Annotated in this window: 18 protein-coding genes; 11 read left to right on the top strand and 7 right to left on the bottom strand. The window is 45.4% G+C overall.

Features of this window, described 5'->3' with window-relative positions:
- Window positions 1-62: 62 nt before the first annotated feature.
- The 5 genes from AB9H30_RS07345 to AB9H30_RS07365 all read right to left on the bottom strand — a co-directional run bounded on the left by AB9H30_RS07345 (window position 63) and on the right by AB9H30_RS07365 (window position 8004).
- Entirely contained in the window at window positions 63-1826 is a 1764-nt protein-coding gene (locus AB9H30_RS07345; RefSeq protein ID WP_371194004.1) for a Mur ligase family protein, read from the bottom strand.
- A gap of 20 nt (window positions 1827-1846) precedes the next feature.
- Window positions 1847-4669, bottom strand: a complete 2823-nt coding sequence (gene cphA / locus AB9H30_RS07350) for a cyanophycin synthetase (protein ID WP_371194005.1) — start codon at window positions 4667-4669, stop codon at window positions 1847-1849.
- A 210-nt stretch (window positions 4670-4879) separates the two neighbouring features.
- A complete protein-coding gene (locus tag AB9H30_RS07355) occupies window positions 4880-5698 on the bottom strand; it encodes a cyanophycinase (protein WP_371194006.1) in 819 nt (272 codons plus the stop codon).
- Between the two features lie 5 nt (window positions 5699-5703).
- Window positions 5704-6852 (bottom strand): beta-aspartyl-peptidase, encoded by a 1149-nt coding sequence (gene iadA, locus AB9H30_RS07360; protein ID WP_371194007.1) that lies wholly within the window; start codon window positions 6850-6852, stop codon window positions 5704-5706.
- Window positions 6853-7005: 153 nt separating this feature from the next.
- Complete coding sequence (locus AB9H30_RS07365; protein WP_371194008.1) at window positions 7006-8004, bottom strand: Gfo/Idh/MocA family protein; 999 nt, start codon at window positions 8002-8004, stop codon at window positions 7006-7008.
- Window positions 8005-8438: 434 nt separating this feature from the next.
- Here AB9H30_RS07365 and AB9H30_RS07370 point away from each other — a divergent pair, with 434 nt between their 5' ends.
- Both AB9H30_RS07370 and AB9H30_RS07375 read left to right on the top strand, forming a co-directional pair.
- Window positions 8439-11639, top strand: a complete 3201-nt coding sequence (locus tag AB9H30_RS07370; RefSeq protein ID WP_371194009.1) for a S8 family serine peptidase — start codon at window positions 8439-8441, stop codon at window positions 11637-11639.
- Between the two features lie 63 nt (window positions 11640-11702).
- The gene (locus AB9H30_RS07375; RefSeq protein WP_371194010.1) at window positions 11703-12242 is read left to right on the top strand and encodes a PEP-CTERM sorting domain-containing protein; all 540 of its coding nucleotides are present in this window, start codon (window positions 11703-11705) and stop codon (window positions 12240-12242) included.
- A gap of 109 nt (window positions 12243-12351) precedes the next feature.
- Here AB9H30_RS07375 and AB9H30_RS07380 read toward each other — a convergent pair whose 3' ends face one another.
- A complete protein-coding gene (locus AB9H30_RS07380; RefSeq protein WP_371194011.1) occupies window positions 12352-12804 on the bottom strand; it encodes a MarR family winged helix-turn-helix transcriptional regulator in 453 nt (150 codons plus the stop codon).
- A 215-nt stretch (window positions 12805-13019) separates the two neighbouring features.
- Here AB9H30_RS07380 and hppD point away from each other — a divergent pair, with 215 nt between their 5' ends.
- The 9 genes from hppD to ggt all read left to right on the top strand — a co-directional run bounded on the left by hppD (window position 13020) and on the right by ggt (window position 24509).
- A complete protein-coding gene (hppD, locus tag AB9H30_RS07385) occupies window positions 13020-14123 on the top strand; it encodes a 4-hydroxyphenylpyruvate dioxygenase (protein WP_371194012.1) in 1104 nt (367 codons plus the stop codon).
- On the top strand, window positions 14123-14683 hold the full coding sequence (locus AB9H30_RS07390) for a VOC family protein (RefSeq protein WP_371194013.1): 561 nt from the start codon (window positions 14123-14125) through the stop codon (window positions 14681-14683). The genes hppD and AB9H30_RS07390 overlap by 1 nt, the downstream gene beginning before the upstream one ends.
- Before the next feature lie 2 nt (window positions 14684-14685).
- On the top strand, window positions 14686-15696 hold the full coding sequence (locus tag AB9H30_RS07395; RefSeq protein WP_371194014.1) for a fumarylacetoacetate hydrolase family protein: 1011 nt from the start codon (window positions 14686-14688) through the stop codon (window positions 15694-15696).
- Window positions 15697-16040: 344 nt separating this feature from the next.
- On the top strand, window positions 16041-16970 hold the full coding sequence (locus AB9H30_RS07400; protein WP_371194015.1) for an aminotransferase class IV: 930 nt from the start codon (window positions 16041-16043) through the stop codon (window positions 16968-16970).
- Between the two features lie 2 nt (window positions 16971-16972).
- Complete coding sequence (locus AB9H30_RS07405; RefSeq protein ID WP_371194016.1) at window positions 16973-17695, top strand: HAD family hydrolase; 723 nt, start codon at window positions 16973-16975, stop codon at window positions 17693-17695.
- A gap of 134 nt (window positions 17696-17829) precedes the next feature.
- A complete protein-coding gene (locus AB9H30_RS07410; protein ID WP_371194017.1) occupies window positions 17830-18192 on the top strand; it encodes a hypothetical protein in 363 nt (120 codons plus the stop codon).
- 88 nt (window positions 18193-18280) lie between these two features.
- Complete coding sequence (locus tag AB9H30_RS07415; protein WP_371194018.1) at window positions 18281-19411, top strand: efflux RND transporter periplasmic adaptor subunit; 1131 nt, start codon at window positions 18281-18283, stop codon at window positions 19409-19411.
- Window positions 19408-22569 (top strand): efflux RND transporter permease subunit, encoded by a 3162-nt coding sequence (locus AB9H30_RS07420; RefSeq protein ID WP_371194019.1) that lies wholly within the window; start codon window positions 19408-19410, stop codon window positions 22567-22569. The genes AB9H30_RS07415 and AB9H30_RS07420 overlap by 4 nt, the downstream gene beginning before the upstream one ends.
- A 221-nt stretch (window positions 22570-22790) precedes the next feature.
- The gene (gene ggt, locus AB9H30_RS07425; protein WP_371194020.1) at window positions 22791-24509 is read left to right on the top strand and encodes a gamma-glutamyltransferase; all 1719 of its coding nucleotides are present in this window, start codon (window positions 22791-22793) and stop codon (window positions 24507-24509) included.
- Window positions 24510-24570: 61 nt separating this feature from the next.
- Here ggt and AB9H30_RS07430 read toward each other — a convergent pair whose 3' ends face one another.
- Window positions 24571-25275 carry a 2OG-Fe(II) oxygenase family protein gene (locus AB9H30_RS07430; RefSeq protein ID WP_371194021.1) on the bottom strand — a complete coding sequence of 235 codons (705 nt, stop codon included), beginning with the start codon at window positions 25273-25275 and terminating at the stop codon, window positions 24571-24573.
- Between the last annotated feature and the right edge of the window lie 15 nt (window positions 25276-25290).

The following is a 25290-nucleotide window of genomic DNA, read 5'->3' on the forward strand; positions in this document are numbered from 1 at the left end:
CTGGTAATCTAACATACTAAAAGGGCAGCGATGTAAGCTGCCCTTTTCTAATCAATTGCCTTTCAAGTCAACGATAATAGATAGTCTTGCACATTTTCGCGGTCATTCAATACAAAAAGAAGCACTAAATCTCCGCTTTTTGCGTGCGACATTATCTTCTTAGCGCCGTCGAGAGGGTCATCTGCAAGTAGGATCTTATTTGACGTTACGCCATTTTCAAGCAGATGCTTTTGAACGAGCGTCGATATCTCGCCAACTGCTCTGCCTCTTAAGTAGCGTTCAAGCTCAGCGAGCACATAGGTTGCTGGGTCGAGGGCTCTAACCGCATCGGTAACATCCTTGATATCTTGATCTGAGCGGTCTCCGCCATGACTAAACATCACGAGCTTATGTTTTGCCGGCATCTTTGAAGCCATGTCAATGACTGCCTGCATACTGTGGCTGTTATGCGCAAAATCAACAATCACCGTTACGCCATTTACCTCATACAGATTGCCTCTACCGGGGTTGTCCTTGGCGCTGCTGGCAAAGCTTAAAAGTCCGGCCTTTATGGCAGCTTCATCGATATTCATGGCCTTGCATAAACCAATTACGCCCAGCGCATTTTGCACATTGTGCATGGCCGTACCATTAATTGTCATTGGAATATCTGTGATCTGAGCAATGCTACTTTGTTTGTCGTCGCTATAAATCAGCTCGCCATTGAGTGCAAAAACACAGGGCAACTTTTTAGCAATAGCCTGCAATATTAAAGGATGATTTGCATCGGTACTGAACCAGCAAATAGGCATATTCAAAAGCGTAGCCTGAGCCGCTAAGCGCTTATCGTCTGCATTTAATACCAATATCCGCTTTTTATCCGCAGCGCTCTGCATGGCAATCGTTTGTGCTGATAAATAATCGTTACTGCGCAAAGGACCTATGGCTTTACCTACCATGGTTTTTACATTGGCGATGTCATCAACAGTATTAATGCCATATTGCCCTAAGTGGTCACTCGCAACATTGGTTACAAGCGCTGCGCGAGCTTGTTTAACGGGTAAGCCCCTGCGTAATAGTCCGCCCCGTGCGACCTCTAGAAATGCCATTTCAGTGCGTTTATCTCTGAGCAACATTCGGGCACCACCTGGTCCAGAGTAATCGCCCTCGTCGATAATGGTGTCACCCACTTTAATAAAGTCGGTAGAGGTTACACCGGCATTGATACCAGCGGCTTTGGCGATTTCGGCGGCTAAACGCACGCTGGTAGACTTGCCGTTGGTGCCGGTGATCAGCGCAAGTGGAACTTCTTTATAGTCAGACCACGCAATGCTATCAATATCAGGTAACTCTGTTACCGGCCATGTTTGCGAGCTTGGGCCCGTGCCGAGGCTGATTTCGTCGTCATCAGTTAAACATAGCACGTTGTGAACCTCGGCTTGATGCATAAGTGCTAACAGCGCCGGATGCTGCTCTTCGGCTATCGCCTGCTTAAGGGCTTCAATTCGTGCCGGTAAATCGATTAGTTCTGCACGCTCTTGTGCCTTGCTAGCAAGCTCCTGCACGCACAAATCCCATGCTAATTCCAGCAATTCGCACGCGCTATAGAGCAAGTCCATTGGGGCAGAAATAGAAACGCTTAGCCCACCGTCATAAAATCGGTAATAGCTTTGCTGACCATGCTGCCAATTAATTGCTGTTCGACACTCAGCGAGGTGTCGTAACCAACATTCTAATACCCTGCTTGCTTCTACTTCGGTAAATAACACATCGGCAATAGCACCGGGCTCATCTGATAATAAATTGGGCCCCGTGAGTCGCCTTACTTCATCTAATTCAAACGCCATACTCTATCCTTCAATTGGCGCTAGTCTGACTCTTCGTCACGCTCAACTACAATGTGCACACCACGTTCGTCATGAACAATACGTTGCCCTTCACCCAGCTCAAATTTATGCTCCACTGGCTCATAAAGTTTCTCTGGAAAATCGTGTGAGGGGGTAGAATCTACCGCATCTGCACCCTCTTCAGTCACAGCATTAAAGTGCACAATTTGTTTCCAGCAGCGAGTGATGTTGTCTCCTAGAATGATTAAAAGATCGCCTGGCGCGCAACTCGCTAAACCGGCTTCAACGGCGTCTTTCTCACTTGGAATGACCTGTATACTGTCAGCAGAAATTCCTTTTGACTCAAGAGTCTTTTTCAACAGCATTGGGATTTCATCATGGCCGCGCCCGCGTCTGTCATCATCCGCTTTACACACGAATGAATCAAAGTTGGGAGCCACGATACTGGCCGCTTCAATGACATCTTCGTCTCTTCGGTCGCCGGGCATTGCCATAACAATTCTGCGCTTACCTTTTACGTCTAGCCTGCTAGCTAAGCTAGCAATATTGCTAATCGCAGCTGGGTTATGCGCGTAATCTAGAATCACCTTAAATGGATGTTCGTCAAATATATTAAGACGCCCTGGTGCTTGATAAAAAGAAGTATTAAATATTCGTAGGCCCTGACGAATATCTTCTAAAGAGGTATGAAAACTATACGCCATAGCAGTCGCGAACATCGCGTTTTGAACATTGTGCGTCGCTTTACCTTCTATGGTAGCGGGTATTAAATGGGTCCAAAGCAAGGGGATATGCGCACCTTTGTCGTAAATGGTGATCATGTCGCCGTTAATGCCTTGCTCAAGCACCACCGCCATGCCGCCCTTGCGAATGTGCTCACGCACTAAGCCGTGACCTGGGTCCATGGTGACGTAACAAATTTGTTTGGCTTCGCAGAATTCGGCCATTTGCAGACAGTTTACGTCATCTGCATTGAGCACGACGCAGTCTTTAGCAACCTCTACAACGACTCGTTTGATTTGTGCCAGTTGCTCTAAGGTATTAATGCCGCGCTGGCCTAAATGGTCAGCAGAGATATTCAAACAAGCACCAACATTACAACTGCTGTAGCCAAGCCCGCGTTTTACGATACCGCCTCGGGCTGTTTCCATAATGGCAAAATCAACGCTGGGGTCTCTGAGTACAATTTGTGCTGATGTAGGCCCGGTCATATCGCCTTTCACGGTTAAGTGGCCGTCAATATACACACCGTCGGTAGAGGTCATGCCGGTATTAAAGCCGGCGCTTTTCATAATGCTTGCAAGCATTCTTGATGTGGTGGTTTTACCGTTTGTACCGGTAATGCCAGCAACCGGTATACGAGCGTGACTACCAGCAGGAAACAGCATATCCATAACCTTGCCGGCGACATCTCGCGACTTACCCTCGCTTGGCGCGACATGCATTCTAAATCCGGGGGCAGCATTACATTCACATATGCCACCGCCTATTTCTTTATACGACTTACTGATATCGTCAGTTAAAAAGTCAACGCCACCAATGTCTAGGCCAATCGCACGAATAGCACGCACCGCCATTTCGCGGTTATCTGGATGCACAATGTCTGTAACATCAATCGCCGTGCCGCCGGTAGAAAGGTTTGCAGTAGAGCGCAGGTAAAACACTTGGTCTTTTTCAAGCACGGTATCTTTTGTATACTCGGCCTCTTCCATTAGCCTTTGGGCCTGAGTATCTAGCTCTAGTCGGGTCAGCACTTTTTCATGGCCAACGCCTCTGCGCGGGTCTTGGTTAACAATATCTACTAACTGTTTAATGCTGTGTATTCCATCGCCGACAACATGACCTGGCACTCGTTTAGCAACCGCCACAAGTTCATTATTGACCACTAGCATGCGGTGATCATAACCGGTGATAAAACTTTCGACCAACACAGCTCGGCTCGTGCCATGCTTTTGGGCCTCTGCAAAAGCAGTCGCCACTTCTTCGTCAGTTGTGAGGTTGATGCTCACGCCTCGCCCATGATTGGCATTGAGTGGCTTTAATACTACTGGAAAACCGATTCGCTGAGCAGAGCGCACCGCTTGACGGTCACTATATACCATCGCCTGCTGCGGCACGGGAAGGCCTAAATCATTTAGCAAATTGTGGGTGTCTTCCTTATCGCAGGATATCTCAACGGCGATATGCTTTGTTTCACTGGTAATGGTCGCTTGAATACGTTGCTGATATTTGCCATGGCCAAACTGTACCAAGCTGTAGTTATTGAGACGTAACCAGGGAATATCCCGATCTTCAGCAGCTGCAACTAAAGAAGCAGTACTTGGTCCAAACTCCTTGCGCTGCGCCATCTTAATAAAGTCGGTTAGCTCTTGCGTAAAATCGAAATCCTCTTCTACTTTCGCACCGCTTAATTCCTGCACATTAGCAGGCATTAAATGTGTAAGCAGTCTTAAGCCCAGAGACCCGGCTTCAAGCCCTACATCGCGCTGATGGTATTGATACACTACGTAGTAACAACCCTTATCTTCTAAGCTGCGGGTGCGGCCGAAGGTAACAGCTGAGCCAGCCATATTTTGTAATTCTAAGGCAACGTGTTCCCAAATGTGTCCAATCCAAGTGCCTTCGTCTTCGCGTAGGCGACGCAAAAATCCGCCCTCCTCGCCATACGAGCAACCGTGTTTTTGTAAAGAAGGAATAGCATTCACCAAACCATCTATAAATGCTTGGCCAAGTTTGACCGACGGCCAGTTTTCGAGCTCACCTATATCAATTTGGTAGCATATAACGGGGAAGTTTGCGTATACATTAGGGCCGACATACACATTTTTACTGAGAATTTTCATGATCAATTGCACCCTTCATATTGCGTAAAAATTAGGCACATAAGCGAACTCACATGCGTGATCTGCTAGTTACTTAAGTTCTGAACCGAAGATATCCTGCGTTCAGATAGAACAATATTTTAAATTACATAAAAAAGGCAGCATACGCTACCTTTTCAAATGGATTTATATTAAATACCGACCGTTAAGTGATACTACTGTAAAAAATATCTACTTAACGTAGGCTTTGCGTTCCGAAATATCAAAGCGTCCGCCTCTGGCTAAAATATGTAGCTTCACATTCAGTAAGGTCAGTGCATCACCGGTGCTTGCTTCCGCCATCGATGAATACTCAATACCACTTGGATCGATAACGGTAATCGCGCCGCTACCCACTGTGGTAAACACGTTTTCATGATCGATAAACGCAGCGGTATCTTCGTCTAAGCCAATACCGACTAAAAATGGGTTGTAACTCACCGCTGAGAGCAAACGGGCTAAACGATTACGTTCATTAAAATGTTGATCAACCACAATAGTATTTATTAAGCCCATCCCGGGTGCTAAATTCACACCGTCTTCAGTGGGCACGATCCCAGTGCTACCGCCAGTAATCATGTGCTGAGATACAATCGCCGCACCGGCTGAGGTGCCGGCATAGTGCACGCCTTTTGCATTGAGTTGGCGCACAGCTGTTGCGATAGGCGTTCCGCCTAAAATAGTAGACAGTCTAAGTTGATTGCCACCGGTGATAAAAATACCCGTGCTTTTTTCTAGCGTCTTTACATATTCAGGATTTTGCGCATCAATACGCTCATTAATAGGAAGTGAATAGGTTTTCTTGACACCAATGTCCTCAAATATCTTTTGGTAGCGCGACCCGGTATCGTTAAGTTGCGAAGCCGTTGGAATGATCGTTATCACCGCTTCTGAGCCTCCACAAAGCTCGACAAACTTTGACAAAATCTCTGGGTTATCTATTTTTTCTTCCGCACCACCGATAGGGATAATGAAGCCTCTTTGGGTGCCGTTAATGTTAGGAGATGGCATAATAGTTACTCGAAAGTCCCTTTTTTAATTTGCTGTTGATGGTGAACATGCCATTGGCCCATAGCCATGACATGTTCAATGCGTTTGTGTTTATTTAAAATAACAATGTCGGCGTCGGCGCCGTTTTGAATGCGTCCCTTATGATGAAAATTCATCAGTTGCGCTACGTTCGTTGTAAAGAAAGGTAAGAAACTTTCGATGGCTTGGCCATCATCGACCAAGGCGTAAAAAATATCGGTCATCGACTGCGAATCAGCAAACCCCATATGGATCAGGTTTCCTTTTGCATCAAAATCTGGAAGACATCCGCCTCCATCTGAGCTAATAGTTAGTTTGTCTTGCGGCAAATCTTGCTGCATGTACCGCAAAAGCGCATCGGCCGGCTCATAGCCTTGCTCGCCTGTTTCAAAGGCCGTGACATCTACCCAACAACCTTTTTTAGCCAAGTCACAAGCTTCCTCAAATAGAAATTTCTGACGATTGATATGCGTAGGGTTGTAAGTACGAGGAGGAATTTCAGCGGTTTCTAGTGCTTCTCTGACTAAACTTAAACCACGCTTGCCGTCTCCCAAGTGCAAATGCAGCATTCCCGCTTTGCCGGTCATTAGCCGAGCAACGTGTGCTTCAGCGGCAATCTTTAATAGCTCATTGAGAGTTGGCTGGCTAGAACGATGATCGCTAATAGCAAGCTCACCGACACCTATCACCGGTTCGATAAATACGATATCGCTTTGCACTGAACCGGTCAGGGTAGTTGGCGGTAGGTGATAGCCACCCGTATAGCAATAAGCTGAGAAACCTTCTTCACGCAGCGCATATACTTGAGCAACCATCGATTCGGTGCTGCGCGTAATGTCATCGGTGCCTAGCAGACCTACCGCGGTAGTGACGCCTGCGCGAGTAAAACGGCTTAACGGCACCGGAGGTACGCGAGTTGAAAATCCAGCTTCGCCGCCACCGCCGGTTAAATGGGTGTGGCCATCGATAAATCCTGGCATGAGGATGCAGCCTTCAGCGTCAATAACAGTATGCTGAATATTAATCTCAGGAACAGTAGCGCCGACGTATATAATTTTGTTTTCAGCAATAACTAAATGCTTCAGACCTAGGTGCTCAGGTGCGTATACATCTGCATTTTTTATAATCGTAATCAAAAATTGGTGTCACTCTGTTGTGCTAAAATTATGAAGTCAGGCAAGGATAAACTAAAGCGGTTCAAATGTACCTAGCAGCAATCAAAAATATGGTAATAACTAGCACTATAAAGCGATATAAAAAACCGATTAGTTTTAAACGTTATCGATTTATTAGTCACCTGCATACACTAAATTAAACTGTGCACGCAAAATGTCCATAAGCTGCACAATTTCGAAAGACTTTGCTAATGGTAATACAGGACTATCTGTGAGGCCTTGTTCAAGACATCTATGAAAATGGTTAATTTCAAATTGGAAGCAATATTCGTCTTTATAATCATATTCAAAATATTGAGTTGGCTGATTATCAAGAACTACTTCAAATGACTTTGCTCCTAAAAAGTTCGGCACCCTAATATAGCCCTTATCCCCAAAAATCAACGCTTCGGTTGGTGCACATTGTCTAAATCCGGCAGACAACAAAGCAGTTTGACCCTCGGCATAATTGAGCATATAACTAGATAACTCATCGACACCTGTGTTCGTCATTAACGCACTAGCTTTGGCGTGTGTCGGCGGTTTTTGAAAAACTATGTCGGCCATAGTAATGGGGTAGATACCTAAATCTAACAGCGCTCCGCCTGCTAAGTCTAGATTCAACAAACGATGTTCATCAGATATATCTAAGTTGATGCTAAAGTTGGCGTAAAGTGATTTGACATTACCAATAATTTCTTGTTTCAAAACATTTTGAAGCGCTTCAATAGCCGGCAAGAAACGCGTCCAAACTGCCTCTAGCACAAGCAAATTATGTTTCTGTGCAGCCAATTGGACCTGTCGCGCTTGTTTTGCATTGATCGTAATCGGTTTTTCACACAGCACATGTTTATGATTCGCTAAGCAAAGCATTATTTGTTCAAAGTGAAAATTATGCGTTGTTGCGATGTATATAGCGTCAATCGAATTGTCAGCGACCAGTGACGAATAATCAGTATGTACTTTTTTGATCTTATGGCGCTTTGCAAACATGCTTGCTCGACCAAATTCACCTGCTGCACACGCACACAACTCCCCGCCATGAACTTGGCCAATTGATTGTGCAAAGGTACTGGCAATATTGCCGCAGCCAAGAATACCCCAACGGATAAAGTGTTCACCACGGTTTTTCAAGTGTCTTTCCTAAAAAATCTGCTGATATCCATAAGCTACGTTAGCAACTCTTTCAATTGACTACAAATAGTCTGAAATCGTGTAAAACACAAATCATCAGATTTAGCACCATATGGATTAAGGTTGATTGATAAATGACCGTTCATATGTCAGGTTTTTTTACAACACTGGCAGTCCCGATAAACATACTTTAGAATTATTCCTTTAAAAATAGCAACTTACTTTCAGGGCATGAATATTGCTTGAATGCTCTGCCATTATTTTAACAATAACTACAAAAGATAATGACATAATAATAAAAATTTCGATCGAAACCTTTAGTTACTAGTGCTTTTATGGTTGCGGCTGCGGGTTGAATTATTAACAAGCCAAGTAGATGCAGAAATAGATGTACTGGATACTTTAGAATAAAATGATTCAAACGGGAGAAGTAAATGAAATTTAATAAATACCTAGTGGGTATTGCAGTATCAACCGCGCTGGCGAGTGCATATGCGACAGCATCGCCATATCTTGTTCAGGTAGATGCTAGCGAACTTACCGCGACCGGTCCTGCCCCAGTTGTTCAAGCAGCATCGGGCATGTACATCGTTGAGTTGAAGGGTTCCACCGCAGTTAATATGGCCGTTGAACTTGGTGAAATGGTACCTAGCAACCAAATGGTGGCTAGAGCGGGCAATAATTACAATGCCGATTCACCTAAAATTCAAGCTTACGTTGCTGCCATGAAAGAGAAGCAACTTTCGGTTGCAACTGAGATTGGTGTAGTAGATGTTCTGCATAACTACGCTCATACTTTCAACGGTTTCTCTGCGCGCTTATCGCCTGCACAAGTAGAAGCTATCAGCAACCATCCAGACGTTGTTGCGGTATACGCAGACGAAGTACATAAATTACAGACTTCTAATACGCCTAAATTCATGGGATTAGTTACCGATGCGGGTAATGGTCTGCATGATCTTGGTATCGTTGGCGAAGACGTCATCGTAGGTATATTAGATTCTGGTATTTGGCCAGAAAACCCTTCCTTTGGATCAGACCCGTCTATCCCAGAGCAAAGTTACTCGCCAGCGCCTGCTGGGTGGGAAAACGCCTGTAACGTAGGTACTGTTGGTTCGTTTGTTGACGCAAATGGTGTAGTTGTTTATGACGACTCTACTGCCCCTGCGGATGAATTTACATGTAACGATAAACTTATCGGCGCACGCTACTTTGGCGCAACTTTTTCAAGTGTATATGAAATGCAGTTTGGTTTAGGCGCATTCGCTTCGGCAAGGGATGACGATGGACACGGTAGCCACACCGCTTCAACAGCGGCGGGTAACGCTGGCGTGACTGCAGTATTGAATGGCACAGAGGTTGGCACTTTATCTGGTGTGGCTCCGCGCGCACGTATTGCTGCATACAAAGTATGCTGGAACGCAAACTACGTTAATCCACAAGGCGGAGACGAAGCCGGATGTTTCTTTGGTGACAGCTTAGCGGCTATTGACCAAGCAGTAGTTGACGGTGTAGACGTATTAAACTATTCGATTGGTAACTCACAAAATATTAATACGCCCGTATACAACGCGTCGTTAAGCGCTGCAAATGCCGGTGTATTCTTCGCAGCCTCTGCAGGCAATAGCGGCCCTAATGCTGGCACGGTAAGTAATATTGCACCGTGGATTGCAACAGTAGCTGCGTCTACCTACGACGGTACATCTGCTGCTATCGGTAACGAACTTACCATCAACAGTGGTGTATTGGCGCCGGGCGGATTTTTCTCTGTTCCTGCAGTTATTGGTACCGCTGTTCCTGAAGGTGGTTTAACCGCCGATTTAGGTCTAGCTGTTCCAATTGAAGCTTGTGGTCCGTTATCAAGTGACTTAACTGGTCAAATCGCGCTTATCGCTCGTGGCGGTTGTCCATTCGTTGATAAATTATTAAACGCTGAAGCTGCCGGCGCCATCGGTGCAGTAGTGTATACGCAAAGCGGAACACCTATTGCTATGGGTGGCACAGACACTGGTATTGGTATCCCAGGCGTAATGGTCTTTAACGCTGATGGTTTAGCTTTAGCAGACAGCGTTAATGCAGGTACGACTAACGTAACAATGTCATTGAACGGTTCTGCGATAGAAGCGACTGAAGTCGGCAACATCATGGCTGGTTTCTCATCACGTGGTGTTAATACTCAAACTGCTGACATACTTAAACCTGATATCACAGCTCCAGGTGTTCGCATCTTAGCTGCATCAAGCCCACAACAACTGCAGTTCGGTGGCAACCCACAAGGCGAAAACTTTGCATATTTACAAGGTACGTCAATGTCTAGCCCGCATATTGCTGGTATGGGCGCATTGTTGAGCGGTGAATTTCCAGACTGGTCACCAGCTGAGATTAAATCGGCTATTATGACAACTGCTCGTCAAAACCTTGTTAAAGAGAACGGCTCAACACCTGCTGACCCGTTTGATTTTGGTGCAGGTCATGTTGACCCTGCTCCTTCATTAAACCCTGGTTTAGTATATGATGCCAACTTAGGTGATTACTTAGGCTTCTTATGTGGACAAGGTGAAGCTGGTTTAGTTGCTTCTGCTCGCTTTGGTGCAAACTGTAACGACATCGTTGCTCAAGGCTTTGCAACTGACGCAAGTCAATTAAACTACCCTTCAATTGCAATTGGTGAACTTCAAGGAACTGAAACTATTTCTCGTACTGTTACAGACGTATCGGGTAATGGCGGTTCTTACACAGTAAACGTTGATGCACCTGAAGGAACGGCTGTTACAGTTCAGACCTTCGACTCTGCTGGCAATGTAATCCCAAGTGGATTGTTAGAAGTTGCTCCGGGCGGCACTGCAAGCTACAGCCTAACCTTTGATTCAGTTCCTGGCTTCCCAGCCAACGACTGGGTATTTGGTTCGGTAACACTTGAACGTACCGATGGTTTAACGGTTCGCAGCCCAATTGCGCTGAATCAAGTACCATCAGAAACAATTGTTGTACCTGAGTCACTTTCATTGCAGTTAAACAGAGGCCGTGCAGTGTTCTTTGTTGAAACTTTATATTCGGGTTCTATGACCACTGAATATCAGGGTTTAAGCTTACCGTTTGGTATTAATAGAACATCGTTTAGCAACCCAGGCGACTTTGATTTTAATATCAACGTTCCAGTTGGCTCACGCACTACTTTTGAGGTTCCTGCAGGTTCAACATTGCTAAGAATAAGTACACGTGACGCGTTAGTAAGCGTACCGGGTACAAACTTAGACATAGAGCTTTGGGCATGCCGTGCAGCTGGCTGTTCACCGCTACAGAACGCTAAGGGCCCTGATGCAAACGAAGATTTGATTATCGTTAATCCGCAAAACTCGGAAAACACTGATATCAACTTCTACTTGTTAATGGTTCAAGGTGTGGATTTATTAGGCAATGCTAGTGTTGATTATCAAGCGCTACTATGGATTGTTGATGGCCAAGAAAATACAACTCGCGTATCAGCATCAACTCGCGCTGTTGAAGGTCGTTTGCAAAACATCAGCTTAAGAACGCGTGGCTTAGATCCAAATGGTCTTTACATGGGTACCGTTACATTTACAGATGGTAATGGTGTTGTACAAGGTACTACGGCTCTAGAAGTTCAACCGTAAATAGTAATGCAGTCGCCGGGAATATACTTTCCCGGCTTATTATTAAAAAAAGGAAGTAGTAAAATGAAATATTTTAAAAACATAGTAAGTAGTTCAGTATTAGCAATCAGTTTGTTGTTTGCAGCCTCATCTGCGAATGCGCTAGTTATCAAGCACGATATCATCGGCGATTTCTACGGTAAAATCGGCTCGATAGAAGTTGAAATAAAGCAGAGTGCATTAAACACCGGTGTTTTAGATACCAGTTTTGGTGATGACATCGCTTTAGTGAATATTAACTTAAGTGATTTATACTCTTTTGCTGACGTATTCGATATTTTCTTTTTCGAAGTAGCTATCGATACAGACAATATATTCGCTGGTATAGAGTTTTTTGAATTTGACGGTGATGACGTTGGTTTTGGTCCATTAACGTGGAGTTACCAGATGGTCTTTGACGCTGGCACAGGCTTTGGTTTCCTAGACGTATTTGATCTTGACGGCAACTTAGTCGATTTCGATTCTATTACTTTAGGCGCAGCTCAAGTATCAGCTCCTGCAACAGTTGCATTACTGACACTTGCCATGGGCGCAGTATTTATGCGTCGCAAGCGTATGCTCTAAGCAAAAATGTAATGAATGACAAGAACCCGGCTTTGCCGGGTTTTTTATGTTTGATTATTGTCATCCAATCTTCAGCCATAAACCTATTTAGGATCTTTACACTCATCGTTCATAATGTTTGTGCATGCTCATATAATCGTTCAATCACGTCACTGAACATAGTCTGCTCCTCGCTTGACAAGCAATCTAATAGCTCTTTTTCATACTGCAAAGACAGGGGAACTATTTCAGCATATACCTCGTAACCCGCTTTTGACAAGGTTACTTCAGAGCGGCGTTTATCGTCCCTAGCTACGTTACGCACCACTAGCTTACGTTTTAATAAATTGCCAATAGCCCTGCTAATTAATGACTTTTCAATTTGTGTTTTTAACGATATTTCATCTGCAGACGCACCAGGGTATTCACCCAGCACAGCCATAATTCGCCATTCGGTAATAGAAAGTGCAAATTTGTCTTTGTACGTTTGCGCGACGATACTACTGACTTTGTTGGACACAATTGACAGTCGATATGGCATGTATCGCTCTAAGATAAGTAGTGTTTTTTGTTGCTCCGCCATTTTGCTCTCCTGAAATTTATAATGTTTTGTTACCTTAAGCCCAATCGCCTGATTGCAAAATTGTAAGGTTTTATATTTGTATAATTTCGTTTTCAAACTTGCTCGTTAATTGCAAACACAGTTTTACTTGACATTAGTTGCAATTACAACTAATTTATCGACCACTTAGAACGATATAGCGCATTTAATGCGCCCGCTTTTGACGAGGAAACAAAATGGCTGATTTATTCGAAAACCCAATGGGTCTTGATGGCTTTGAATTTGTAGAGTTCACAGCCCTTGAAAAAGGTATCCTAGAGCCCGTGTTTACCATGATGGGCTTTACATTAGTGGCTAACCATAAGTCAAAAGATGTGGCACTTTGGCGTCAAGGCGATATTAACTTCATTACCAATTACACCAAAAACAGTCCTGCACATTATTATGCACAAGAACACGGCCCGTCTGCTTGCGGCATGGCATTTCGTGTTAAAAACTCTCAAAAAGCGTACCGCATGGCCATCGAAAAAGGTGCTCAGCCAATCGACATGCAAACTGGTGCAATGGAACTTAAACTGCCGGCGATCAAAGGCATCGGTGGCGCAGCGCTGTATCTGATTGACCGTTATCAAGGCGACAACACCATTTATGATATCGATTTTGAGTGGGTAGAAGGTATCGACAAACATCCTAAAGGCTGCGGCTTTCATACCCTTGATCATCTCACGCACAATGTATATCGCGGGCGCATGGGATATTGGGCGAAGTTTTATGAAGACTTATTCAACTTCCGCGAAATCCGCTACTTTGACATTAAGGGTGAATACACGGGTTTATTGTCTAAAGCCATGACCGCGCCTGACGGCAAAATCCGCATTCCACTCAATGAAGAAGCCGGCGGCGCGGGCGGTCAAATTGAAGAATTCTTAATGGCCTATAACGGCGAGGGCATTCAGCACATTGCCTTTGCCTGCGACGACTTACTCGCCTGCTGGGACCGTTTAAAAGCGCAAGGCATGAAGTTCATGACCGCTCCCCCACAAACTTACTACAGCATGCTACAGGAGCGTTTACCGGGCCACGGTGAGCCAACTGACGAACTGCAAACCCGCGGCATACTGTTAGACGGCTCTACCGACGGTGAAAAACCTCGTCTATTGCTACAGATATTCTCAGCTTCGCTGCTTGGCCCAGTGTTCTTCGAATTTATCCAGCGTAAAGAAGACGAAGGTTTTGGTGAAGGCAACTTCAAAGCCCTATTTGAATCTATTGAACGTGATCAAGTTGAACGCGGCGTGATTGAAGGTGCTAACTCAGGCACAGCAAAGGAAGGTGCATAATGGCAATCTCTCGTATTCATCACGTAGCCTATCGCTGCAACGATGCCAAGGAGACGGTTGAATTTTATCAGAAAATGTTAGGCATGGACTTTCAATTGGCAATAGCTGAAGACAAAGTACCGTCAACGCAAGCACCCGATCCTTATATGCATGTATTTTTAGATGCGGGCAATGGCAACGTATTGGCGTTCTTCGAACTGCCTAATTCACCGCGTATGGGCCGAGATGTCAATACGCCAGAATGGGTGCAGCACATTGCCTTTGAAGTGCCCAGCATGGATGAGTTGTTAGCTGCTAAAGCAAAACTGGAGTCGCACGACATTAAGGTATTAGGCCCGACCAACCACGGTATATTTAAGTCAATCTACTTTTTTGACCCTAACGGCCATCGCATTGAGCTTGCAGCGAATACGCACACGCCTGAAATGATGACCGAGCTTAAGCGCGTGGCACCAGAAATGCTAGACGAATGGGCACAAACCAAACAGGCGCCCAAACATGCCGACTGGCTGCACAACGGTCAGGGCTTTCCAAGCAATGCTTCTACGGGGAACCCATAAACATGAAACTTGCGAGCATACAACATGGACGCGACGGACAGCTTGTCGTGGTCAACAAAGCCTTAACTAAAATGGTATCTGCGCAGGACATTGCGCCTACTCTACAGTTTGCTTTAGACAACTGGACAGAAGTTGAAGGTAAACTAGCATACTTGGCGCAGCAGTTGGAAAGCGGCGATATCGCCGGCTCGAACTTTGATCAAAATGCTTGTGCTTCTCCTTTGCCCAGAGCCTATCAATGGGCCGACGGCAGCGCCTATGTCAACCACGTTGAGTTAGTGCGTAAAGCGCGTGGCGCTGAAATGCCCGAATCATTTTGGACCGACCCTTTGATGTATCAAGGCGGCTCCGACAGCTTTTTAGGTCCTCGCGAAGACATTAAAATGCCTACTGATGATGGCTTTGGTATTGATTTTGAAGCCGAAGTGGCGGTGATCACCGGTGATGTGCCGATGGGCGTGAGCGCCGATGATGCCTTAAACTACGTGCGCTTGGTCATGATCGTCAATGACGTCTCATTGCGCGGACTGATTCCTAATGAGCTGGGTAAAGGCTTTGGATTCTTCCAGTCTAAGCCATCAAGCGCGTTTAGTCCTATCGCTGTTACGCCAAACGAACTAGGCGACGCATGGCAAGCCGGTAAACTGCACTTGCCCTTGGTATCGCATTTTAACGGAAGCAAGTTTGGCGAACCCCATGCAGGGATTGATATGACCTTTCACTTTGGTCAGTTAATTGCACACGCCGCTCGCACGCGCCCTCTTGAAACCGGGACCATCATTGGCTCTGGCACCGTTTCAAATAAACTAGACGGCGGCCCGGGTAAGCCAGTTGCACAAGGCGGCGTTGGCTACAGCTGCATCGCCGAAATTCGCATGATTGAAACCATTGAGCATGGCAAGCCATCGACACCTTTCATGAAGTTTGGTGACAGCGTGAGCATCGAAATGTTTGATGCTGATGGTAAATCCATCTTTGGGCAAATTGCGCAAACAGTCAGGCAATCAAACTAGGTCAAGGCTGCATTCCGCAAAATTAAGAGGCCAAACTGAATGAGTCTAAGGCAACAGTAAGGCTACTTTTCTGCTCGGCTTAAGCAACAGCACCTATGCTATCTAAAGGTTCCTTTATATGAATTAAGGAGCCTTTTTCATTATCGGCATTTACCTAAGCATGTACGGCATTTCCCAAGCGGTAGACGCAAAAAAAACAGAATGGATGCGCAACTGTTTCTAAACACTCACCCTCATAATCAATAATTGATTATCTAGCGCTGCTAAATAATGCAAATGAATATTTCATTCCAAGAGATTTTTTTATAAGGTAGGCATCACAACATCACTATAAGTAGCTACCCATGGCCAAAGGCACGCACCAATATATCGACGACCCTCGCAATCAAACAATTCTGATCAACATCAACGGAGAACTATTTCCTCGTAGCGAAGCTAAGATATCGGTATTCGACAGTGGCTTTATATTGGGCGACGGCGTTTGGGAAGGCATTCGTCTGCATCAGGGCCACTTAGCGTTTATCGCTCAGCACATGCGCAGGCTATATGATGGTGCCAAAGCCCTTGATATGGATATTGGGATCTCTAGCGATGAACTCGTTGCGCGCATTTATGCAACTTGCAAAGCCAACGGCATGCATGATGGCGTGCACATTCGCTTAATGGTGACTCGAGGCGAAAAAGCGACACCTTACCAAGACCCACGTGTAACCATATCTGCTGCCACTATAGTTATTATAGCAGAGCACAAAAAAGCCCTTGGTCTAGCACAGGGTGATGGCGTCAGTCTATTCACCACGCATGTGCGAAGGGGCTATCCTGACGTGCAGGATCCGAAATTGAATACCCACTCGAAGCTAAACTGTATTTTTGCCTGTATTCAGGCCGCTAAAGCACAGGCTGATGAAGCCCTTATGCTCGACCCACATGGCTTTGTGGCAACCTGTAACTCCACCCATTTCTTCATTGTTCGTGGTGACGAAGTTTGGACCTCCAGTGGTGATTTTTGCCTAGACGGCATTACCCGTCGCAATGTCATAAATGTATGTAAAGCGAATAATGTGCCGGTGTATGAGCGAAACTTTACCTTAGCCGATGTCTATGGTGCTGACGAAGCGTTTATCACTGGCACGTTTGCCGGTCTAACGCCGGTGTCAGAGGTAGATGGTCGTAAAATTGGAGTAGGCAGTCACGCGATTACCAAGCAGCTCGAGCGCCACTATGTTGAGTTAATTGAGCAAGATCATCAAAACAACTCGCAACTAGGAGCCTAGTGATGACCAAGCGTATTGCAATGTGGTCAGGGCCCCGAAATATTTCTACCGCAATGATGCGCAGTTGGGAAAATCGACAAGATTGTAGTGCGGTTGATGAGCCGTTTTACGCCTACTATTTGCATCAAACCCAAAGCCCGCATCCAATGTTTGAAGAAATACTGGCCTCACAGTCGATTCATTTTGAGGAAGTCAGCCAAGCTATGAGTAATGGTAACTGCAGCAGCGTACTGCAGTATCAAAAACATATGACCCATCATATGCTGCCAGGCTGCGACCTTGCCTGGACCAAAGACATTACGCATTGCTTTTTGATTAGAGAGCCCGCCTATGTCGTTAATTCTTACACCAATAGCCGCGGTTTATGTAGCGCTGACGATATTGGCATAAAGCGTCAACATGAACTGTATGAAGCAATTACAGCCATATCTGGCCAAGATATTCCGGTGATTGATTCAGACGCTGTGTTGCGTGATCCTGAATCATCCTTGCGAAAAATATGTTCGGCACTGAAGCTAGAGTTTGACCCAAACATGCTTAATTGGCCTGCAGGTAAGCGAGAAAGTGACGGCGTTTGGGCAAGCCACTGGTACAAAAGTGTTGAGAGTTCGACGCACTTTGCGCCAGCAAAACAACAAACCCTCGCACTTAATGATGAACAGTTAGCCGTGGTAGAAGAAGTCACACCCTATTACCAGCAGTTAAAACAATACTCGCTTATTTAAGCGGAATAACTATTTGCAAAAACCGGTGTAAAATTTCCTGACAGTTTGCTTGATTCAGATGCAGAATAGCGCAATACTGTGATGTCTATTTATTAGGAAAAGCAAACATAATATATCACCATAAGGACATGTAAATGAAACCGACTCTACGCTTAATACTCATCGCTGGCGCGCTATTTTCTGTTAGTTCCAACGCGGACCCTCTAAAAGATGCGGCTGACAAACTTTGCAACAAGATGAAGCAGTGCATTGTTGAAGAAATTTCAGCAGAGGATGACCTTGACGAACAAACCAAACAGATAGCTACAAGCATGGCAAACTCAATGTGCGAATCTCTCTACCAATTCGATTTTGTAAAGGAGCACGGCGACTTATACGATGGCATGTTGGCGTGCTACAACTCCGTCTCTGAGCAAAAATGTGCAGACCTAATGGATGGTTTCGAAACACCTGAATGTGAAGCATTTGAACAAATTGCCGAACAATATTCTAACTAAGCCATTACCTCAGCTAATATTTACACAAAAATTATTGTGGACAACTCTTAATCAAAAATCGTATCTCAGCAGTATGATATAGAATAAGATGAAAGGGCTGATTGCGCCATTGTGGCGCAACGACGCCTGCACAAAAAATGAGGTTTATATGCACTATTTGCTGTTACTGCTTTTTGGCTTGTTGTCTATCAACGCGACAGCGCAGCAAGCGTCAGCAGCGATTAATGTTGATGTCATATATCCCAAGCAATCACAAGATGTTCGTATCATTGCTCTTAGCGGAACAGTAGAAGCGAAACAGCATGCTCAGCTCGCCTCCCTCGAGTCGGGCTTAGTATCTCAACTACACGTAGAAATTGGTGACGTGGTGACAAAAGGTCAGCCACTGCTGCGCCTCAACGACAGTCTAGCCAAATTACAAGTAGAAAGCGCCACTGCCAGCTTGCAAGCGGCCAATGTTAATCTAGCTGAAGCAGACAGACTGCATAAAGAAGTATTGGCGCTATCAAAGCAGCAGGTCGTCCCACAAACATTAATCGCCGAACGAGGCGCGGTTTTAGCGAATGCACAGGCTGAGCTAGCTCGCTCTGCAGCTAACCTTGCCCTACAAAAAGAAATCTTAGCTCGACACATTTTAAGTGCTCCTTTTGCAGGCGTCATTGCAGATCGCAGCATTGATGTTGGCGAGTGGCTGACGCAACAAAGTGCTGTACTAACACTCGTTGATCAAAGCCATTTACGATTGAGCGTGTCAGTGCCTCAACAGCACTATTTTCAATTAGCAAAGGCCGACAAGGTTGCCGTGACAGTGTTACCAGACCTTAAACAAGCGGCGCCTATTCGCGCCTCGCTGAGCCGATTCGTACCGGTTTCGAATAGCTCAAATCGCACATTTACTGCACAAATTGATTTGCCGCAAAATGACGTCTTGGTGGCCGGCATGTCGGCGCGCGCCGAAATCGAAATTCCCAACACCAGTCAAGATATGATTATACTGCCCATGTCTGCAGTCAAACTCCATCCAGATGGCGGCAGCAGTGTGTTTATTGTTGAAGATGACAAAGCAAAGCGGGTAATTACAAGTTTTGTTGATATGCGCGATGGTAACGTAGCGATTTCTGGCCAAGCTTTCGATAAAGCCTATGTCATTTCAGGCGTTGAAGTGCTAAGCGATGGCATGACGGTGAATGCCACTATTGTGAGGGCTCCTGCATTATGATCACCGCCAGCGTTAAACGCGGCACCCTCGTTACTGTAGTGGTGATGATCGCCTGTATTTTAGGTATTGTCTCAGCGCTTAACATACCGGTACAAATGATCCCCGATTTAGAAGTTCGGACTATCACGGTTCAAACTGGCTGGCCCGGCGCCACTCCACAGGATGTAGAAAAAGAAATATTAATTGAACAAGAGCGTTATTTACGCAGCCTACCGAACTTACAGCGCATGGTTTCCTCTGCTGAAATGGGCTCGGCGAACATCGAGCTTGAATTCCCCTTTGGGGTAGATGTAAACGATGCGCTAATTCGTGTCAGTAATGCACTGAGTCAGGTACCTGCATATCCTGAAAACGTCGATCAGCCGAGGTTATTTTCAAGCTCCTTTTCAAGTAACGCATTTATGTTTTTCAGACTCGCGCCGCTTGATGGCAACCCTTTGGGACTTGACGTCGATATGCTGCGAGATTTTGCCGACGACTATATTCGCCCGCGCATGGAAACGGTAACCGGGATTTCGCAGGTGGATGTGCGAGGCGGCTCATCTCGACAAATTCAAATCAAAGTAGATGCAGCCAATTTAGCGCAACGGGGGATCAGCCTGACGCAGGTCAGAGATGCCATCCGCACTCGTAACACTGATGCCTCAGCTGGCGACCTAGAAAGCGGACAAAGCAGGTATTTGCTGCGCGTAGTCGGTCGCTTCGAACAACTCTCAGAGCTTGAAAACCTGATCGTCTCTCGAGTGGATAACGCGAATATATATCTAAAAGATATTGCCGACATTACCCTCGATCATTTTGAAACTCGCGGTCTTTCGTACTCAAACGGCGAGCGCAGTTTAACCATGTCGGTACGACGCGAAAGTGGTTCAAACGTAATTGCAATAAAAGAGCAACTGCTGCCAGTTGTCGCAGAGTTAAACCAATCACTGTTGCAGCAAAATGGATTAACGCTTAAATTATTTAGCGACGATGTGCAGTATGTATCTAGCTCGCTTAAAAATGTATGGATCAATTTAGGACTCGGTGCATTGCTTGCTACCCTCGTGATGTTCTATTTTTTGCGCTCTGTCCGCTCCACGCTCATTGGGGTTATGGGTATTCCTATTTGCACCATTGCAGCATTTTTAGCCTTGCTAGCCTTTGGCCGAACCATCAACGTAATTTCTTTAGCCGGAGTAGCCTTTGCTATCGGCATGACGGTCGATAATACGATCGTGGTGCTCGAATCAATTATGCAAGCAAAACAGCAAGGCAAAAAGAGATTTAAAGCGGCCATTGAAGGCGTAAAAGAAGTTTGGCCTGCGGTGCTTGCGTCAACGGCCACCACGGTATTAGTGTTTGCCCCGATACTATTTATTGAACAAGAAGCCGGACAGCTTTATTCGGATATTGCCATTGCTATTTCAGGGGCGATTATCGCCTCAATGCTAGTAGCGATATTCGTAGTTCCGGTGGCAATGGCCAACCTAGGTGGCTCTCAAAAGAAAAAGAAAAATGCCCAAGGCCATCATTTCAATACCGCGCCTGAACTATCTGATAAATGGCTCAAACTAGTGGATATGTTTACGGTGAACCAACGCAGGTCAAGAATTTATAGTGCGCTATTTACTGTGATAATTTTATCTGGTGCTTACATTTTAATGCCCGCAGCAGAATATTTGCCAGAAGGTGAAGAGCCCAAAGCATTCTCAATCATGATAGCCCCTCCTAGTTATAATCTTAGCGGCATGGAAGACATCGGTGACGAACTGCGTAGCTATTTTGACGACTATGTCAACGCAGACCCTGAAGCCTTTGCTAGCGGGCAAACTAATATGCCACCGCTAGCATATTATAATATGTCGGTGTCTATCGGTCGTATTTGGTTTTTAAGTGCGCCCGTTGAAGCGCAATACATCGGTCAGATGATGGACGCGATCACTGAAAAATTTAGAAGTTTTGAGAACATGCGAGCATTTTCAGCCCGTGGGTCTATCATTTCAAGTAACGATGGCGGTACCCGCGCCGTCGCCGTAGACCTAGCTGGGAGCAATATAGAAGACTTGTATCGCGCCGCCGAGGCGGTCTACGCAGAAGCCGAAAAACGCTTTGACAATCCACAGCTCAATTCAGATCCCGGCTCATTAATACTCGAGCAGCCTCTTGTAGAAATTCGACCGCGCTGGCAACGGCTGGCAGAGCTTGGGATCAGCAATCGAGATTTTGGCTACTCTGTTGCTGCGATTAGTGATGGAGCTTATGTAGATGAGTTCATACTTAATGACGACAAAATTGACATTTTCTTATTTAGCGGTGCCGGTAACCAACAAAATATAAACGATCTAGCAGCAACTCCCATGGTTACGCCAAGGGGAAATGTTTTACCACTAGATGCACTTGCCGATTTAGTTGAAAGTAAAAACAGCGACACCGTGCGGCGCGTCGACGGCAACCGCACCGTGACGGTATATATTATTCCTCCACGTGATGTTGCATTAGAAACTGCCGAAGCTATCGTTCGCAATGACTTGCTGCCCGCGCTTTGGCAAGAGGGCAAAATTGCTCAAGGAGTAAGCCTAAGTATTAGCGGTGCGGCCGATCAGTTAGAGGCAACTAAAGCGGCGCTTTCTGGAAACTTTGTCATTGCTATTGCACTTTGCTATCTGCTATTGGTTGCAATTTTCACACATTGGCGATATCCCTTATTTATACTAGCAACGGTGCCTTTAGGCATGGCAGGCGGGCTTTTGGGCCTGATTGCTATAAATGGCGTCAATGCAGTACTAAATGCCATAGGTGTAGGCGGCGCACATCAACCCTTTGATATGATTACCATGCTAGGGTTTTTGATCCTGTTGGGCACCGTTGTAAATAACCCCATACTCATAGTTGATCAAACTCGACGCTTTGTTGAAAGAGGTGAAAATATTAAAACGGCGGTTAGAAGTGCAGTCGCTAAGCGTTTAAAACCCATTTTGATGTCGACCGCAACCACCATTTTTGGACTTGCTCCCCTCGTCCTAGTGCCAGGAGAAGGCACAGAGCTTTACCGAGGCGTAGGCATTATTGTGTTGTGCGGAATATTGGTATCGACCTTATTGAGTTTGACATTTTTGCCCGCTTTATTAATGAGTTTATTAAGCTCATCTGACAGTTATAAACCAACGCGCTCCTAAATATAAAAAACACAGCTTATCAAACAATTTAATAGGTATGAGTAGTTCAACCGACTCTTTTGGGTCGACTTTTTTTGCCATACTGATAAATGCAGCTAAGCCTGCAAACACCCCAAACAAGATCAATCGATAAAATTACCGCTTTAAGCGATATACATACTGGAAAGCCAACATAGATTGTTGCACACTAGAAAGCCCTGCTTCTAACTATTGGTTTGATTATGCCACGTTTTGCAAAAATGCTGCTTGTTGTTACCTCTTTGGTTTTATTTGCCTGCACTCAGCCTAACATTTCAAGTCTTGAGGGCGCGACTTCAGCCAACAGTAGCAAAGTAACTGGTCAGCAAGCCGTTGCCATGCCCGATACTTTCGCCGCACAAGTTGCAATGGATATTTTAGATCAAGGCGGAAACGCGATTGATGCTGCTATTGCAGTGCAGTTTAGTTTAGCGGTCACACTGCCAGAGGCGGGTAATATTGGTGGCGGTGGATTTATGGTGATTCATTTTGAAAATGAAAATACCTTCATAGACTATCGCGAGACTGCCCCTCAGTTGGCTCATCGCGATATGTATTTAGATGAAATGGGCAAGGCAAAACGCCTTGAATCAATTTATGGGATCTTAGCCTCAGGTGTTCCTGGCACTGTGTCTGGCATGTGGGAGGCTCATCAAAAGTATGGCACCTTGCCATGGTCAGATTTACTAGCGCCCTCAATAAAACTCGCTAAAGAAGGTTTTATCGTGCCTGAGAAGCTAGCGCGCAATGTCAGCCGATATATCAAGCGTATTGAGGAACGTGAACTTGCGCTTAATTTTGTCGACTACTTTGGTTCGGTAAAGGCCGGCGAAATTTTCGTCCAAAAAGAGCTTGGCAATACTCTCGAACGCATCCAAAAGCTTGGTTTAGCAGGATTTTACGAGGGAGAAACCGCTGCCTACATTGTAAACTTTATGGAGAAACATGGCGGCCTGATCAGTACCGATGATTTGGCCGCATACCAAGCACAGTGGCGAGAGCCGATTATTTCAAAGTGGCGCGAATATGAACTCGTCAGCGCTGCCCCACCGAGCTCTGGCGGTATTGCCGTATCGCAGTGGTTGCGCATGTACGATATGGTTAAACAAAGAGAAAATATTCAATTTGCACATAACAGCACCGAATACATTCATGTGCTCGCCGAAGTAGGCAAACGAGTATTTGCCGATAGAGCTGAATATTTGGGTGATCCTGACTTTTTCGAAGTGCCAAAACTTGCCCTGTTAGATCAAGCATATCTGCAAAAGCGCAGCGCTGACATTCGCCTAGATGCCATTTCAAATACCGATAACATAAAACCGGGCTTACCTGAAAGTGAGCAAACCACCCATTTCTCAATTGTTGATAAACACGGCAATGCGGTATCTAACACTACTACCATTAACTTAGGATTCGGCAGCGGGATGGTAGTAGAAGGCGCTGGATTTTTACTCAACGATGAAATGGATGACTTTAGCGTCAAACCCGGTGTACCTAATTACTTTGGTGCAATCGGCGGCGTAGCAAACGAAATTCAGCCTAACAAACGCATGCTCAGCTCCATGACCCCTACCATCGTATTAAAAGACAATACGCTGAAAATGGTAACCGGCGCCCCTGGTGGTACAACGATTTTATCATCTGTATATCTTAGTATTCTCAATGCAATAGAGTTTGAACTTCCCATTCAGGATGTCACCGATGCCCCACGTTTTCATCACCAATTATTGCCCAAAGACGAAATCCGTTATCACGATGGCTTAGATGCAGAAGTAATAAGTGAATTGGAGGCGATGGGGTATTCGACCCGAGTCAGTCGCTTCGGAGACCTGCATGTGATTGTCAACAGAAATGGTGTTCTTGAAGCCGCTTCAGAGAGCAATGGTCGTGGGCAAGCAATGGTAAAAGCGACATCTAACTAAGACCTTCCAATGTGAAAAAGCCGCCCATTCAAATGAGGCGGCTAGAGAGCATGTGGCCTTATTATTTCTTCGCTGTAAACCAACCAGTAATTGCGAGTCGAGGATGACGTGCAAACGGCGCAACATAACTAACCGCATGTGGGTGGGTAACATCAAATAGTGCCAAAGAATTAAAGATAGGCACCCAAGTATCTTTTGGATTACCGTTATCGTGATAAAACTGCAGTAAGCCACCCCAATCTGGATGCCATTTTGGTGTAAAATTTAACACGTATGCGACTCTGCGATTGTCCTTATCATTAACGTCATTGTGGCGAGTTAAAAAATGCCCAGGATAGTAACGAGTTGCCTGCGCATTTGCCCCGTTTATATCATCAATCCCTGTCATTGCGCGAATGCCCTCTAATACGGCTTTTGAATTTAACCACTGCCAAACTTGTTGAGAAAGCGTAAAATCGGTGGGGTTATCATAAATATCAGATTTCGAATATAAAAATCCAACACCCTCAGAGGCTTGCTTGTATATTCTTTGGGTGAGCGCTTGTTGTTTTTGAGTACCCAAGGCTTGGAGGTCTTCGGTGCTTATTAATTTGAATTCGCCATCGTCAACGTAAGCGTTTTTAAACTCTAAATCTTGGTGAATGTGAGTCGCGATATCGCCGGCTGTTTTAGGCGTAAATATATCAAAAAGTCTTAAGCGCTTGTCTACTCCATACTGCTCGGCGTAGTTACTCAAAGTATGTAAAGGGTTTAATTCAATGGCCATGCTATTCCTAATTTT

This window comes from Glaciecola sp. SC05, from assembly GCF_041380235.1.
Lineage (GTDB): Bacteria > Pseudomonadota > Gammaproteobacteria > Enterobacterales > Alteromonadaceae > Glaciecola.